Source organism: Phytohabitans flavus (assembly GCF_011764545.1).
Taxonomy (GTDB): Bacteria; Actinomycetota; Actinomycetes; order Mycobacteriales; family Micromonosporaceae; genus Phytohabitans; species Phytohabitans flavus.
This window is the reverse complement of the sequence record NZ_AP022870.1, coordinates 2,449,273-2,464,575: the sequence shown is the minus strand read 5'-3', so window position 1 is coordinate 2,464,575 and position 15,303 is coordinate 2,449,273. Positions and strand designations below refer to the sequence as shown.

The window sequence follows — 15,303 nt, the reverse complement described above, 5'->3', positions numbered from 1 at the left end:
CTTCTTGGGTCGTGCACCGCGGAGGGTGAGGCCGCGGGAGCGGCGGTCTGGACCACCGCGGACATCGCGGTAGCTCAAAAAGATCTCTTGGCTTTTAGATCTTCTCCGGACGAGCGGAGGCCGGCTGGTGGCCCGGCGAGCCGGGCGCGGGTCGAGCCACCAGCCGGGGTCTGTTCGCGGCTACTGGCCGGTGGCGTTGAGGTCGGCCACCTCGGCCGCGGTGAGGACGCGGCTGTAGAGGCGCAGGCCGTCGACGGCGCCGTCCAGGTAGGGGTCGCCGCTGTACTGGGAGCGGCCGATCCAGTTCTGTGTCGTGCTGCCCAGGTCGGCCGGGCGGAGTGTCAGGGCCGCGTTGCGGGCGACCTCGACGCCGTTGACGTAGAGGACCCCCACCGTGCCGGACAGCGTGACCGCGACGTGCGTCCACGCGCCGGTGGGTAGGGCGGCCGGGGCGTTGATGCGCTGTTCGCCGCCGGAGCCGGAGGTGGTGATGGCGAACCGTGCGGTGCCCGCGCTGCTGCGGGGGGTCAGGAACATGCTGCCCGTGGACCCGGAGCCGAAGTCGAACAGCCGGGACCAGCTTGTGATGGCGTCGAGCCGCACCCAGGCCGCTACCGTGCACGCGGTAGCGCCGGCCAGGATGCCGGCCGGCAGCGACACGTACGCGCTCGTGCCGTTGAGGTTGACCGCTCCCCCTGTGCGCCCGGTGGTCCAGCCTGCGCCGCCCGCGAGGGTAGCGGTGCGGCCGTTGCCGGTGGCGTCGGCCGCCGTGGTGCCCGAGGTCTCGTCGAAGCGGTAGTGCGCGACGAACGGCGCGGGCGGCGGCGTGGTGGTGTTGACGTTCCAGTAGACCGTGTACCGCTGGCCGTGCATCTTGTAGAACGGCAGCAGCGTCACCGCCCCGGTGCTGGCGGTCGCGGTGAACTGAAGCGGCGTCGACGTCGCCGCGATCGTCGCCGGGTTGAGGGTGGGCATGGTGGAGAGGTTGTTGGTGCCGTAGACGCCGGAGAGCACGATCGGGCCGTACTTCACCGCCTGGACCGCGGTGTTGTCCGGTGTGGACTCCCGGGTCAGGGACATCGGCAGGGTCACGTCGACGACGTCACCCGACGCCCAGGTCCTGCTCATCGTCGCGTACGTGCCGGGCGTGGTCGCCACGCTCTGGAGCGCGCCGTTGAGCCGGATCTGCGCCCCGCTGGTCCACGATGGAATCCGCAGCCGCAGCGTGAAAGCGCCGGAACCGGTGATGGTGAGCCGGGTCGAGGCGGCCTCGGGGTAGGAGGTCTCCTGCCGCACGGTCATGCCGCGACCGGGCCAGGTGAGCACGGAGGCGATGAAGAGGTTGACGTAGAGCGTGTCTCCACTATGGAAGTAGATGCTGTCGGCGTACTTGGTGTTGCTCTCCATGCCGGTGCCGTGGCAGCACGTCCAGTTGTTGTAGTCGTTGCTGTACGTCTTGATGCCACCCGGTCGCAGCGGCACGTAGTAGCAGTGGAAGCCGTGCGTGGAGCTGGGGTTCTGGGCGCCGAGGATGTGGTTGTAGAGCGCCTTCTCGTAGTAGTCCATGTAGTCGGTGCGGGCCGGGTTGGTGAAGAAGAGCTGCCGGGTCAGCTTCAGCATGTTGTACGTGTTGCAGCACTCGCACGTCGTGTCGGACAGCTCGCTGGCGATCCGCCCGGGCGCCTTGAAGTACTCGCCGTTGGAGTTGCCGCCGATCGCGTAGGAGTGCCGCCCGGTCACGATGTCCCAGAAGTTGACGGCGATGTCGCGGTAGCGGGTCGTGCCCGTGGCGTGGTACTCGCGGATGGCGCCGAGCACCTTGGGGATCTGCGTGTTGGCGTGGTAGTTGTTCAGCGCGTCCACATTGGATGCCAGCGGGTCGAAGACCTCGGCGTGGTCGAAGTGCTGGGCCGCGGCCAGGTGGTTGGGGTCGGCGGTGAGCTGGTAGAGGTTGGTGAGCACCTCGTTCATCCCGCCGAACTCGGTGTCCAGCATGTTCTGCCGCTGGGTCTGGGTGAGCCGGTCGTTGCGAAACTTCACCCAGGCCGCCATCCGGGTCAGCACGGTGAGCGCCTGGGCGTTGCCGGCGAGCAGGTGCATGTCGAGCAGGCCCGCCATGATCTTGTGGAGCGTGTAGTACGGCGCCCACACGGACTGCCGCGCCTCGACCCGGTCGATGAAGCTCTCCGGGTACGCGGAGAGGTAGCCGGTGTTGAACCCGGCGGCGGTGGCCCGGTCCTGGCACTTGGCCAGCTCGGCGACGAGGTAGTCGCCCTTGGTCTTGAACGCGGCGGGGCCGCCGTTCGCGTACCCCTGCGCGAGCGCGGTGAGCACGTGACCGGTGGAGTGACCGCGCAGCTCGGTGGTCGGGGTCTCCCAGCCGCCCATCGCGGCGGCGGAGGAGGGTAGGCCGACGTTGAGCCGGAACATGTGCAGCAGCCGGTCGGCGTCGAGGAAGCTGAGGTAGCTGTGGGTGCGTCCCGTGTTGGCCTGGAACGGGCCGGCGAGCAGGGTGACGGCGGAGAGCGGGAACGCGTAGGCGGACACCCCGGTGTCGGGGCGAGCGGCGGCGGCGGGCGTGGCCTTGAGCGCGGTGATGCCGGCGGCGGCGACGGCACCGGCGGCTGAGGCGCGCAGCACGGTACGGCGGGTGAGGGACACGGGTTACCTCCTCTACCTAGGGGCCACCGGGAGCCAGACCCGCATGGTCGCCGGACCGCGGTTGGCCCACAGGTGGTACGGAACGAGGGTGACGTTGCCCGGCTCTGGGTCGGCTGTGCTGTGGGATCCGTATGGCCAGCCGTTGCCGGCCGCGTCGGTGGTGGGTGGTGGCACGTCGCCGTTCGGCTCGCTCCGGTCCCGATCGACCACGAGCGCGACGACGTCCCGGCCGAGCGCCGGCAGTGGGCGCTCGGCGACGGGCGCCGCGCGGTCGACGTTGACCGCGTCCAGCGCGACCGCCGGGTCGTGGTCGACCGACTCGGCGCAGTACACCAGTGGGCCGCGCTCCACGGCGGCGCACCCGCGGACCGCGTCGATGCGCGGGTCGGGCTCTGTCCATCGTGGAGCGACCGGCAGCTTCAGCCGTATCTGGTCGCCGGCACGCCACGCGCGCGACACGACCGTGTATCCGGGCTTGACCCGTTTGGTGCCTTCGGGAGTGACCAGCTGGGCCTCGCCGGCCCACGCGGGCACGCGCAGTGACAGCCCCCACGGGGCGTCGCCGGTGCGGTCGACGCTGATCCGGACGACGCCGCCCCAGGGGTAGCCGGTGGCCACGGTCAGCGTGGTGTCACCGCTGGTCACGGTGCCGCTCGCGTACTGGTGGAGCTGGAGCCCGCCGCCGTCCTCGGTGGCGACGTAGCCGCCGAGGGAGGCGAGGGTGCGGGCCACGTTGGTCGGGCAGCAGGAGACGTCGCGCCACGGCGCCCGCTCACTGGAGCTGGCACGCGGCCACGGCCGGGAACGGTCGAGGGCTTCGCCCGGGCTGCGCTGCTGGAGCGGATTGGTGTAGAAGAACGCGCGACCGTCCAATGAGGTGGATGCGGCGACGACGTTGTAGAGGGTGCGCTCGGCGAGGTCGGCGAAGCGGGCCTCGCCGGTGGCGAGCAGCAGCCGCCAGGAGAGCATGACGGAGGCGACCGCGGCGCAGGTCTCGATGTACGCGCGGTCGGCCGGCAGCTCGAAGTCGTCGCCAAAGGCCTCCCCCTCGTGGCGCGAGCCCATCCCCCCGGTGAGGTACGTGCGGGCGGCGACCGTGCGCTCCCACTGCCGCACGACGGCGGCGAGCAGCTTGTCGTCGCCGGTCTCGACGGCGACATCGACGGCGCCGCAGGCGAGGTAGAGGGCGCGCACGGCGTGCCCGGCGAAGGCGGTGCGCTCGCGGATCGGGACGTCGTCCTGGAAGTACGCGCGGCCGAGCTCGATGTCGGGGAGGGTGGCCTGGCCGCGGCGGTCGAGAAAGAGGCGGGCCTGGTCGAGGTAGCGGGCGGTGCCGGTGGCCCGGTACAGCTCGACGAGCGCCATCTCGATCTCCGGGTGCCCGCAGAGCGCCTGCCGGCCGGTGGGGCCGAACTCGACGCACACGTGGTCGGCGGCGCGGATGGCGGCGTTGGTGAGCGCGTCCCGCACGCCGCCGCGAAGGCGGGCGACGCCGGCCTGGACGAGGTGGCCGTAGCAGTACAGCTCGTGGCCCCAGGTGAGGTCGCTGTAGCGCGGCTGCTGCCCCGGCCGGCCGAACATCGTGTTGAGGTATCCGCCCGGCTCCTGCGCGGCGGCGACCACAGTGGACAGCTCGTCGAGGGGCGCGCTGCCGCCACGGGCGGTCTCCCAGGCCATCGCCTCGGCCAGCTTGTACACCTCGGAGTCGGAGAACTCGCGGCCGTGCCGGCGGTGCGGGGTGAGGTCGTCGGTGGCGGCGAGCTGGAAGTTGCCGAGCCAGCCGGTCTCCTCCAGCCAGTGGTGGGCGTGCGGGATCGTGGCTCTGGCGTTGCGCTCCTGCCGCTCGCCCCAGAAGCCGCCGGTGAGGCGCACCTGGTCGAGGCCGAGCGGGCGCAACGCGCCGGCGGACGGAAGCACCGGTCCGATCATGGTCCACCCTTGAACGCGCTTGGGACCGATGGCCGCCCGGTGGCCGAAAACCTTTTCGGCAATGTAGCCACCCGGTTACGTCCGCGTCAAGAGACGAGGTTGCTGGGGTTGTTGATGTACGCTTTCGCTCCGAAACATATTTCGAAAGGATTTTCGGTGGGCAGGCAGCGATCCCGGACGGTCACGTTGACCGACGTGGCGCGGCTGGCTGGGGTGTCGGTGGCCACCGCGTCGAAGGCGCTCAACGCGCGGGACGAGGTCGCCCCGGAGACCCGGCGGCGGGTCCTCGAGGCGGCCGAGGAGCTGAGGTTCCAGCCGAGCGTGCTGGCCCGCGGCCTCCAGACCGGCCGCACCCGGACGATCGGGCTGCTGACCGACGAGCTGGCCCACCGGTTCTCCATCCCGATCCTGCTCGGCGTGGAGAACGCGCTCGCCAACGGCCAGATGTCCGTGCTGCTCTGCGACGCCCGCGGCGACGCGATCCGCCGGCAGCACTACATCCGCACGCTGATCGCTCGCCAGGTGGACGGCTTCGTGGTGCTGGGCGACTCCAACGACGTGCGCCCCTCGCTCACCCCCCAGATCCCGGTGCCGGTCGTCTACGTGTACGGCGAGTCCGACGACCCCCGCGACGTGTCCGTCCTCGCCGACGACGAGCACGGCTCCCGCCTCGCCACCGAGCACCTCGTCTCGCTGGGTCGCCGGCAGATCGCGCACGTCACCGGGCCGCAGAGCTACCGCGCCGCCCGCGACCGGGCCACAAGCCTGCGCGTGGTGCTCGCCTCCGCCGGGCTCGCGCTCGCCGGCGGCGCCCCGCTCTACGGCGAGTGGTCGCAGCGCTGGGGGCGGACCGCGGCCAAGATGCTGCTGGCGGCCAACCCGGACATCGACGCCATCTCGTGCGGCAACGACCAGATCGCCGCGGGGGTGGCCGCCGCCGTCCGCGAGCTGGGCCGCCGCGTCCCGGACGACGTCTCCATCGTGGGGTACGACAACTGGCACGAGTTCGCCGCGGACTGCCAGCCACCACTGACCACTGTGGACCTGAACCTTCAGCAGATCGGCGAGATCGCGGTCAAGCACCTCTTCGCCGCGCTCGACGGGCAGCCCTCCTCCGGCGTCGTGCGCCAGCCCAGCCGCCTCATCGTCCGCGACTCCACCGGCCCGCGCCTCAGCCCGGCGAGGACCAGCACGGATTGAAGCTCGTGCCCCGGCGCGGCGCACCATCCGCATTCGGACAAACAGTGACATGGCGCATAGATGAACGAACGGTGTCGCCGGTCGGTCCAAAACGTGGACGATGGACTGATGGCATGGCGAACGCGGCCGTCCAGGCCCATCTCCGTCTTCGGCTACGCGCGCAAGGGCTTCGAGTCGGTCCGGGACGCGTTCGTCGAAAACCTGGTCCGCCGCCACGAGCTTGGCGCGGCGTGCTGCGTCTACCAGGACGGCGAGCCGGTGGTCGACCTGTGGGGCGGGGTACGCGACGCGGCGACCGGGGCGCCGTGGGCGCGGGACACGATGGTGCTCGTCTTCTCGACCACGAAAGGGCTGGCCGCGATGACGCTCGCCCTCGCCCACTCGCGCGGCTGGCTCGACTTCGACGAGCGGGTGAGCGCGTACTGGCCGGAGTTCGCCCAGCGGGGCAAGGAGCAGGTCACCGTCCGCCAGCTCCTCGCCCACCAGGCCGGGCTCTTCGCGCTGGACCGGCCGATCGGGCGGAACACGGTGCGTGACCCCGACCGGCTCGCCACCGTCCTCGCCGCGCAGGCGCCGGCGTGGGAGCCGGGCAGCCGGCAGGCGTACCACGCGCTGACCCTCGGCTTCTACCAGAGTGCGCTGCTGCGCCGGGTCGACCCGGAGCGCCGCACGCTGGGCCGCTTCTTCCACGAGGAGATCGCCGGGCCGCTCGGCCTGGACTTCTACATCCGCCTGCCCGGTACCGTGCCGAACGTCCGGCTGGCCCGGATCCAGCGTCCTAACCCGCTCAAGGTGATGCTCAGCGTCTCACCGGGCCTGATGCTCCGCGCGCTGAACCCACGGTCGAGCCTCTTCCGTTCGATGGTGAGCGCCCCCGGGCTGACGACGCACCGCGAGCGCGTCTACACCCGCGACCTCGAGGTGCCCGCCGCGCTCGGCGTGGGTACCGCCCGGTCGATCGCGAAGGCGTACAGCGTCTTCGCCACGGGCGGCCGGCAGCTCGGGCTCGGCCCCGACACGCTGGCCGAGCTGGCCGCGCCGGCGGTGCCGCCGCACAACGGCCTGCGGCACGAGTACCTCGACGGCGAGATCCCGCACTCGCTCGGCTTCATGAAGTCGAGCGCGGCGTGGAGCTTCGGCGGGCCCGGCGCGTACGGCACCGCGGGCATCGGGGGTTCGCTCGGCTTCGCCGACCCGGAGACCGGCATCGGGTACGCCTACGTCACCAACCGCATGGGCGCCGCGCTGACCTCGGATCCCCGTGAACGCGCCCTCCGCGCCGCCGTCCCGCCGCTGCGCCCGACCGTCGTACGGGTCTGAGGAGCGCCCTACTTGCGCCGCCCGAGGACGGCGACCAGGACCACCACGATGATGGCGACGGCGGCGACGCAGAACAGGGCCAAGAGATGCCACGGCTTGATAGCTCCCACGCGGCGAGACCTTAACAGAGATCGATCAGTCGAGGTGGCCCGCCCGGGCTTGACCGATGCTCGCGACATCTTGCCCGATCCTGCTGTTTCGGCCTCCCGACCGCACTCGCTGCCCTGAGATAGGCGGATCCCTTGATGAAAGGCCTGGTCCGATGTCGTTCCTGAGCGAGTTCGTCCGGAGTCCCTTGACGGTGGGTGCGGTCGCGCCGAGCAGCGCGGCGCTGGCCCGCGTGGTCACGGCGCCGATCCCCCGCACCGGGGACCCGGTGGTCGTGGAGCTCGGTGCCGGTACCGGCGCCTTCACCGGACTGATCCAGCGGCGGCTCGGCGGTCGCGGCCACCACATCGCGGTGGAGGTCAACGAACGGTTCGCGATGCGGCTGGCCGCCCGGTACCCCGGCGTCGACGTCGCGCTCGCCGACGCCCGTGACCTGGAGGCCGTACTGGCCAGCCGCGACCTGCCGCCCGCCGACGTCATCGTCAGCGGACTGCCGTGGGCCGCGTTCGCCGAGCGGCAGCAGCGGGACGTGCTCACCGCGGCGGTCGGTGCGCTCGCCGCGGACGGGGCGTTCACCACGTTCGCGTACGTCCACGCGCGCTGGGCGCCACCGGCCCGCCGGCTGCGCAGAGCGCTGGAGTCCCGGTTCGACGAGATGGTGATCGGCCGTACGGTGTGGGGCAACCTGCCGCCCGCCCTCGTCTACCACTGCCGGCGCCCGGCCCCGATCCTGGTCCCCGGCGCGGCCTAGCCGTCGCCCGGATGCCTCGGATTTGCAGCTTTCACCCGTCTCGTGCGAGATGCTGGGGTGAGTACGGACGCGATGCCAGCCCCCTGGAGGTGGGTAGCCATGGCCGACACGGCCGAGAGGACCCTGGAACTGCTGGAGAAGCTGCGCGGCGGTATGAACGCGGGCGCGGTGGTCGGGGAGCCGATCAAGCAGGACGGCATCACCGTCGTACCGGTCGCCCGCATCTCCGGCGGTGGGGGTGGCGGCGGTGGCGGCGGGACCAAGCCGGGTACCGAGGCCCAGGAGGGCAGCGGCACCGGGGCCGGGTGGGGCGTGTCGTCCCATCCGGTGGGCGCGTTCGTCATCAAGGACGGCACGGTCCAGTGGCGCCCGGCGGTGGACGTCAGCCGGATCGTCCTGGGTGGTCAGATCGTCGCGATCGTGGCGCTGCTGACGGTCCGCACGATCGTGAAGTCCCGGATGCGGCGCCGGCGCTGACGACCCGGCGCTACCCCAGCGCGCTGACGGTGGTGGCGACCCGGGCCCGGATCTCCTCGGGGAGCGGGGTGTAGCCGAGCCGGGTCACCGCCTGCTGGCCGGCGGGGCTGGAGGTGTACGCCAGGAAGCCCTTGACCAGGTCGAGGGAGGCCGGGCGGGTGCCCTTGGCGCACACCACCTCGTACGTGACCAGGACCACCGGGTACGCGTCCTGCGTGGTGGTGTCGTAGTCGAGGGCCAGCCGCAGGTCGCCGCCGGCACCGGAGACCTCGGCCGTGGCGACCGCCCGACCGGCCGCCTGGTTGGTCAGCTCGACGAACTGGCCGGCACTGTTGCCCACCTTGGCGGTGTCGAGGTTGTTGGCCTGCGCGTACGACCACTCCATGTACCCGATGGCGCCGTCCGTCTGGGTGACCGCGGCGGCCATGCCGGCGTTGCCGCGCCGCTCCTCGCCACCCGGCGCCTTCCAGCTCGTACCGCTGCCGAACGACCAGTCGCCGCCGGCGGTCGCGGCCAGGAACGAGGTGAAGCTGTTCGTGGTACCGGAGCTGTCCGCGCGGTGCACGGTTTTGATCGGGGTGGGCGGCAGGGTGGCGCCGGGGTTGTCGGCGGCGATCGCCGGATCGTTCCACGCCTTGGCCGTGCCGGCGAAGATCCGGGCGATCGTGGCCGGGGACAGCCGCAGGTCGCCGAGGCCGGCGACGTTGTACGCCAGCGCGACCGGGCCCACCACCATGGGCAGGTGGATGGCCGGGGCCTGCCCGCAGCGCTCGTCGGCCTTGGGCTGGTCCTCGGCGGTCAGCAACGCGTCCGTGCCGGCGAAGTCACCGGTACCGGCGATGAACGCGCGCAGCCCCGCGCCGGAGCCGATGCTGCCGTACTCGATCGCCGCGTCCGGGCAGGCGGCCTGGTAGCTGCGGATCCAGATGTTGACGGCGTTGGCCTGGGCCGACGAACCCTGCCCGGTGATCGCACCGGGGGCGCACGACTGGACGCCGCCGAGCGGGGCGGACTGCAGCGCGGCGGGACCGTCCGGCGCGCACGCGGCGAGCGCGGCGACCAGCGCGAGTGCGGCGGGGAGCGTGCGCGGCCGGTGGGCCATGGCCTTCCTCCTGTCGGTTCGCCGCGTCATCGGTACTCCGCCAGCCGGGGCCAGACGCCCGCCACGACAAGCAGGATGACCGCGCCGAAGACCACGAGCGGGATGACGGACCACCCGGTCAGCAACCCTTCGGCGTCCTCGAACGCGACGTCGAACGACTGCTTCTGGGCGGTGGCGATCTCACTTATCGCGACGTCGTAGTAGTAGAAGTCGAAGGCGGCCTCGCCCCGCTTGATGCCGGTGAGGGCGTCGATCGCGGCCTCGGTCTGCCCGGCGTCGGCGAGCGCGACGATCCGGTCGTGGTCGCGCTGGTAGCCGAGCCACCGCTCGCGCACCTCGTCGCCTTTTCGCACGCCGACCGGCCCGTCGGCGAGCACGGCCAGGCCGCCGTCGAGCGCGTCACCGCCGCTGCCGCACTGGCCGCCGTCGACCAGGCAGGTCGACTTGCGGGTGAAGTCCTGCTGGTACAGGGGTAGGTTGCCGCTGAGCAGGTACCGGCTTGTGTCGGCCGCGGCGTCGTAGCTGATCGCCTGCGCGTGGGACAGCGCCAGGTACGGCGCGAAGCTGTCCCGGTGCGCGTCCCGCAGCCGCTGCCCCTCGACCGAGAGGAGCGCGGCCGACCAGACCACCAGGCCGACCGTGACGATCGTGGCGAGCAGCAGCGCCGGGTTGACCCGTCGCCGGAAGTGCCGCCCGAACCAGCGCTGGAGGGAGATCAGCAGGATCGTCAGGGCACCGCCGAGCAGCACGACGAGGGCGATGCCCACAAGCTCGGTGGCGCGCTGCGCGTCGTACGCGTCGTCCAGCCGCGCCTGGCTCGCGTCGCGCAGCCGCTGTGCGGTCGGCAGCAGCTCGAAGTGCAGCACGTTCGTGGCCTGGCCGTAGTACCCGAGGGCGGCCGGTGGGAGCTTGCCCGGCGGCTGGGGCGGCGCCTGCCAGATGACCGTGAGGGCCTGCCACGCCCACTGCCGGTACACCGCGAGGCCGTTGAGCAGCTCGCGGACGGTGCCGCGCTCCTCGTCGGTGGTCGCGGTCGAGAGGGCGCCTTCCAGGTCCGCGTCGAGCTGGAGGCTGCGCTCACGGTACGTGCTGAGCGCGTCGATCTGGCTGCCCGCCTGGGCCTCGGCGTTGCCGATAAGCACCAGCCTCGCCACCTGCGCGTCGAGGTCACTGAGCGCGAAGTACAGGTCTGACGCGGTCGCCGCCTGCGGTGCCGCCTCGGCGCCGATCGTGCGCACCTGGCCCTGCACACTGGACATCAGCAGGCTGGTGGCGGCCATGACCGCCGCGGCGGCCACCACCGCCCAGAGCATCCGCCACCACAGTCGATTTGGCGTATTGGGCCGGAACGCCCTCAGCGATCGTCGCCGGGGCCGGGTCGTCACCACCACCGCGGACACGACCACACCCTAGGCAATGGCGGCAAACAACAGATGACCAAGGCTCGCCTTCGTGCCACCGTCGGCGGGGCCCGCCGTTGCCGTGCGCACCTACCCTGACGCCGTGACGAGAGAACGCTTCGTCGCCCTCGCGACAGGGCGGACGATGGCGCTGGCCGGCGACACTTTCGACTACACGCTCATCGAGCGAAGCATCTTCGTTCCCACCAACCGCACGCACCGCTACTACGTGACCGACGCCGCGGGAGCGACGGTGGCGTGGTTGGGCCCGTCCAATCCGGTCGAGCCGGTGGAGAAGCCCTGGTACCGGTACCTACTCTTCGGCGGCATGTTCGCGCCCGACGGTCAATTGCTGCGCCAGTACGAGCACGGCGCCCAGGGCCGCACGGCGATACTCGATGCCGAGATCAAGCCTCGCTCGTGGCTCGTCCTGTTCAAGTTCAAACTGACGATTTCGGTTGGCCAGCAGGTGATCGGTGGGCTGGACGCCCAGAAGTTCCGCCCGTACGACCCGATCGCGGTAGTCGCGACGGACGGCAGGCTGATCGCCACGATCCAACGACTGCAGTTCGATCGCGACCGCCTGTACGCGAGCCGCGGGGCCAGGACACGCATCACGCTCACCGAGAACGCGTGCGCCTGGCCGCCCCACGCACTGCTGATGCTCGTTCCCGCGCTCGACCACGTCTGCGAGTTCCACAGCAACAGCTGACCAACACCCCCGACCAGGACCAGGCCCGGGGGCCCGCGCCGCCTTCGGGCTGGTCCACATTGCACGCTCGCGTTAGGCGTCATCTCGCTAATAAAGATCCAAAACCAAGGAAATCGAGCTACCGCGACGTCCGCGGTGGCCTAGACCGTCGCTCCCGCGGCCTCACCCTCCGCGCTTCACAACCCCGCCCCGCCTGCGGACATCCGGCGGCCCGGCGGTGGGCCACCAGTCGGCGGGCCTCTGGAGCTGGGCGCACCGATGCGCCCGCCCCCATCGGGGGTAGGCACCGGCGCGAGCAGATCCGGAATAACGCTGCGATCGTGGCGAAAAGTTGCCTCCGGAGGGGTAACTTTTCGCCACGGACGACCAGAGCACCCACCGAGCCGCGCACGAGGTTTCGGGTTGTGAATCGCGAAGGGTGAGGCCGCGGGAGCAACGGTCCGGACCACCGCGGACGTCGCGGTAGCTCAATCTCTATTGTGGACCTAGCGGCACAGGGTGCGGTCGATGAAGCTCCGGAGTGCGGCCTGGCGGGCCTCGGCCAGTTCGCGGTCGAAGGTGTTCGTGAAGAGCGACACCGTCAGCCGGCGGTCGCCGGCCGTGGTGACCGCGGGTTCGATCTGGTAGCCCAGGCCGGTGCCGCCGTGCCGCCAGTACCCGCCGCCGCAGGAGAGCGGGACGAAGGATATGCCCATCCCGTACCCGCTGCCGGCTGGATAGCCGGCGTCCGGCGGCAGGGCGACCAGCTCACGCATCCGCGCGAGCTGTTCCGGCCTCAGCAGTCGGCCGCCGATCAGCGCGGCGAGGAAGCGGTTGACGTCGGACGCCGTACTGATCATCGAACCGTCCGCGCCGCTGTCCAGGCCGCGTACCGCGATCGTGGTGTCGACAAGCGGACCGCCCGGCGCGAACTGGTGGTAGTTGTTGGCGTGCGGTGCCGGCAGAAACGGCCACGTGCCCGGGGTCAGGGTCCGCCGCAGGCCGAGCGGAGTGATGATCCGGTCGTGCACCTCGCGCTGCCAGTCGCGGCCGGTGACCGCCTCGACAAGCATGCCGGCGAGGACGTAGTTGGTGTTGGAGTATTCCCAGCCGGTGTCGCCCGGCGGGTGGTTCATCGCGAGCGCCACGAGCTGCTCGGGGGTGTACGTGCGCCAGCGCTCGCGCCGGTACGACTCCGGGGTGACGTAGTCGAACACGAGGTCCCCGGTGTAGTCGTACAGGCCGCTGGTCTGCTGGAGCAGCTGCCGCACGGTCACCGCGCGCCCGTCGTTGCCGTTGCCGGCCACCACCCCGGGCAGCCACCGCTCGACCGGGTCGGACAGCGCCAGCCGTCCCTCCCCGACCAGCTGGAGCACCACCACGGCGACGAACGTCTTGGTCGTGCTGCCGATCCGCAGGTACGGGTCGGCCGGCACCGGGCGGCCACTGTCCACATCGGCCACTCCTGAGCGGGCGACCTCCACAGTGGAGCCGGTCTCCAGGCGGGCCAGCACCCCGGTCACGCCCAGGGCGCGCAACGCCTCGACGTCCTGCCGCAACGGGGAGGACGGGCCACCGCCGAGCGCCGGGGTCCCCGCGCCGGTCAGTACCGCCACCAGCAGGCCGGCCACGCCGGCCAGGACACGCTTACGCCATCTCGTCATGGGTAGAGGGTCGCCGCGACACGGCCATGCGGTCACTCCGGCCAGCCCCCGGATCGAACCGCTGGGGATAACCCCACTGTCTTACCGCTGCGGGATTACTGCTGGAGGTACCGCAGCACGGCCAGCACGCGGCGGTTGGTCCCTTCGGTCATCGGCAGGTCGAGCTTGGCGAAGATGCCGGCGACGAACTTCTCCACCGCGCCGGGGGTGACGACGAGTGCGTCCGCGATCGCGCCGTTGGAGAGGCCGCGCGCCATGAGGTGCAGTACGTCCGACTCGCGCGGCGAGAGCCGCTCCAGCCCGCGTCCACGTCCACGGGTCGCCACCAGCCGCGAGACCACCTCGGGGTCGAGAGCTGTGCCACCGGCGGCGACCCGCTCCAGCGCGTCCAGGAACTCACCCACCTCGCCGATCCGGTCTTTCAGCAGGTACCCGATGCCGGTCCCGCCGCCGGCGAACAGGCGGCGGGCGTGGTGCACCTCGATGTACTGGGAGAACACCAGGATCCCGACGGCCGGGTGCGCGCGGCGGACCTCGATCGCGGCGCGGAGGCCGTCGTCGGTGTGTGTCGGCGGCATCCGTACGTCCACCACCGCCACGTCGGGCGCGTGCTCCGCGACCGCGGTAAGCAGGCCGGGAGCGTCGGCGGACTCGGCCACCACCGCGTGCCCCTTCGCGGTCAGCAGCCGGACGAGGCCGTCCCGCAGGATCACGGAATCCTCGGCGATCACCACGCGCAAGACGGCTGCTCCCGTACGGCTCAGATGGTCATGGGAAGCCCGATGGTGACGACCGTCGGTCCACCGGACGGGCTGTCGATCTGTAGCGTGCCATCCACGGTGCCGATCCGGGCGGCCAGGCCGGCCAGCCCGGTACCGCCGCCGCCGGGCACGCCGCCACGGACGGCCGCCCCGCCGGTGCCGTCGTCGCGCACCCGCAGCGTCATCCAGGCCCGGTCGCCGGTGACATCCACGGTCGCGGCATCCGCGCCGCTGTGCTTCACCATGTTGCCGAGCAGCTCGACCGCGCAGAAGTACGCGATCGTCTCCACCGCCGGCGGTGGGCGGCCGGCCAGCTCGACACGCAGCGTCACCGGTACCGTCAGCGCCTCGGTCAGGCTCCGCAGCGCGGGCTCCAGCCCTGTGTCCAGTACCGGCGGGTGGATGTTCTGGACCAGGTGGCGCAGCTCGACCACCGCCTGCTGGGCGTTGCGGTGCGCGGCCTCGACCGTGGCCCGCAGCCGGGTGGCGGCCGGGCCGCCGTCATCGACGTCGCCGAGCAGCTCGCGGGCATGCCCGAGATCCATCGCGAGGGTGACGAGCCGGGCCTGGGTACCGTCGTGCAGGTCCCGCTCGATCTGCCGGAGCGTGGCCGCGGAGGCGTCCACGGCCTGGCCCCGCGCCTGCTCCAGCGCCCGGATCCGGCCGGCGAGCCGGGACGGGCCCAGCAGGCCCCGCACCGCCAGGCGGCTCAGGGCGAGCGGGCCCAACAGCAGCCAACCGCCGGCGAAGAGCAGCACGAGCCCGATCAGCACCACCGCCAGCACCGACGGCAGGGTGTCCAATGTGTACATGCCGAAGACCATCGGCGTGCGGGAGAACCACAGCGGGTAGGTCAGGGCCTGGCCGGCGCCCCCGTAGACGCAGATCGCCAGCGCCGACGTCACCCCCGCGAGCGGGGCCTTGACCAGCAGGTACAGCACCGCCCGCCAGCCGGCCGCGTCGGTCAGGTCAGCGAGGCGTGGTACGGCGGTCACCGTGGGCGGGTCCGGCACCCGCTCCCCCAGCAGCACCCGGGCCCGCGCCCGCTCGAACCGCGCCCAGCCCCGAGCCGCCACCACTCCGGCGGCCAGCACCGGCACGCCGACCACGACCACCACGAGCAACACACCCACCGTGAACGTCAGGAGCACCGCCAGCAGCCCCGCGAGCGCGATCGGCCCGTCCGTCAAGGCGTAGGCCGCCTCCCCCAGCCGGCGCCGAAACATGCCCTTACTTTCG

Annotated in this window: 12 protein-coding genes; 5 read left to right on the top strand and 7 right to left on the bottom strand. The window is 71.7% G+C overall.

The window, feature by feature from the left end; all coding sequences use genetic code 11:
- Positions 1-180: 180 nt before the first annotated feature.
- Complete coding sequence (locus Pflav_RS10605; protein WP_173035801.1) at positions 181-2,661, bottom strand: glycoside hydrolase family 127 protein; 2,481 nt, start codon at positions 2,659-2,661, stop codon at positions 181-183.
- A gap of 12 nt (positions 2,662-2,673) precedes the next feature.
- Positions 2,674-4,590 (bottom strand): glycoside hydrolase family 127 protein, encoded by a 1,917-nt coding sequence (locus Pflav_RS10600; RefSeq protein WP_173035799.1) that lies wholly within the window; start codon positions 4,588-4,590, stop codon positions 2,674-2,676.
- Between the two features lie 156 nt (positions 4,591-4,746).
- On the opposite strand from Pflav_RS10600, the gene Pflav_RS10595 reads away from it, so the two are divergent.
- From Pflav_RS10595 to Pflav_RS10580, 4 genes are all read left to right on the top strand, one after another.
- Positions 4,747-5,790 (top strand): LacI family DNA-binding transcriptional regulator, encoded by a 1,044-nt coding sequence (locus Pflav_RS10595; RefSeq protein WP_197938317.1) that lies wholly within the window; start codon positions 4,747-4,749, stop codon positions 5,788-5,790.
- Between the two features lie 108 nt (positions 5,791-5,898).
- The gene (locus Pflav_RS10590; protein WP_173035795.1) at positions 5,899-7,110 is read left to right on the top strand and encodes a serine hydrolase domain-containing protein; all 1,212 of its coding nucleotides are present in this window, start codon (positions 5,899-5,901) and stop codon (positions 7,108-7,110) included.
- A 262-nt stretch (positions 7,111-7,372) separates the two neighbouring features.
- The gene (locus tag Pflav_RS10585; RefSeq protein WP_173035793.1) at positions 7,373-7,969 is read left to right on the top strand and encodes a class I SAM-dependent methyltransferase; all 597 of its coding nucleotides are present in this window, start codon (positions 7,373-7,375) and stop codon (positions 7,967-7,969) included.
- Between the two features lie 99 nt (positions 7,970-8,068).
- A complete protein-coding gene (locus Pflav_RS10580; protein ID WP_173035791.1) occupies positions 8,069-8,446 on the top strand; it encodes a GerW family sporulation protein in 378 nt (125 codons plus the stop codon).
- Between the two features lie 10 nt (positions 8,447-8,456).
- Here the strand turns inward: Pflav_RS10580 and pstS are convergent, their stop codons facing one another.
- Together pstS and Pflav_RS10570 are read right to left on the bottom strand one after the other, a co-directional pair.
- Positions 8,457-9,548, bottom strand: coding sequence for a phosphate ABC transporter substrate-binding protein PstS (gene pstS, locus Pflav_RS10575; RefSeq protein WP_173042349.1), 1,092 nt, complete (start codon positions 9,546-9,548; stop codon positions 8,457-8,459).
- Between the two features lie 26 nt (positions 9,549-9,574).
- Complete coding sequence (locus tag Pflav_RS10570; protein ID WP_232071229.1) at positions 9,575-10,948, bottom strand: hypothetical protein; 1,374 nt, start codon at positions 10,946-10,948, stop codon at positions 9,575-9,577.
- Positions 10,949-11,000: 52 nt separating this feature from the next.
- On the opposite strand from Pflav_RS10570, the gene Pflav_RS10565 reads away from it, so the two are divergent.
- Positions 11,001-11,660, top strand: a complete 660-nt coding sequence (locus Pflav_RS10565) for a hypothetical protein (RefSeq protein WP_173035789.1) — start codon at positions 11,001-11,003, stop codon at positions 11,658-11,660.
- Positions 11,661-12,145: 485 nt separating this feature from the next.
- Here Pflav_RS10565 and Pflav_RS10560 read toward each other — a convergent pair whose 3' ends face one another.
- The 3 genes from Pflav_RS10560 to Pflav_RS10550 all read right to left on the bottom strand — a co-directional run bounded on the left by Pflav_RS10560 (position 12,146) and on the right by Pflav_RS10550 (position 15,290).
- On the bottom strand, positions 12,146-13,303 hold the full coding sequence (locus tag Pflav_RS10560) for a serine hydrolase domain-containing protein (RefSeq protein WP_173035787.1): 1,158 nt from the start codon (positions 13,301-13,303) through the stop codon (positions 12,146-12,148).
- A 95-nt stretch (positions 13,304-13,398) separates the two neighbouring features.
- Positions 13,399-14,043 carry a response regulator transcription factor gene (locus Pflav_RS10555; RefSeq protein WP_173035785.1) on the bottom strand — a complete coding sequence of 215 codons (645 nt, stop codon included), beginning with the start codon at positions 14,041-14,043 and terminating at the stop codon, positions 13,399-13,401.
- 20 nt (positions 14,044-14,063) lie between these two features.
- Complete coding sequence (locus Pflav_RS10550) at positions 14,064-15,290, bottom strand: sensor histidine kinase (protein ID WP_173035783.1); 1,227 nt, start codon at positions 15,288-15,290, stop codon at positions 14,064-14,066.
- Positions 15,291-15,303: the final 13 nt, after the last annotated feature.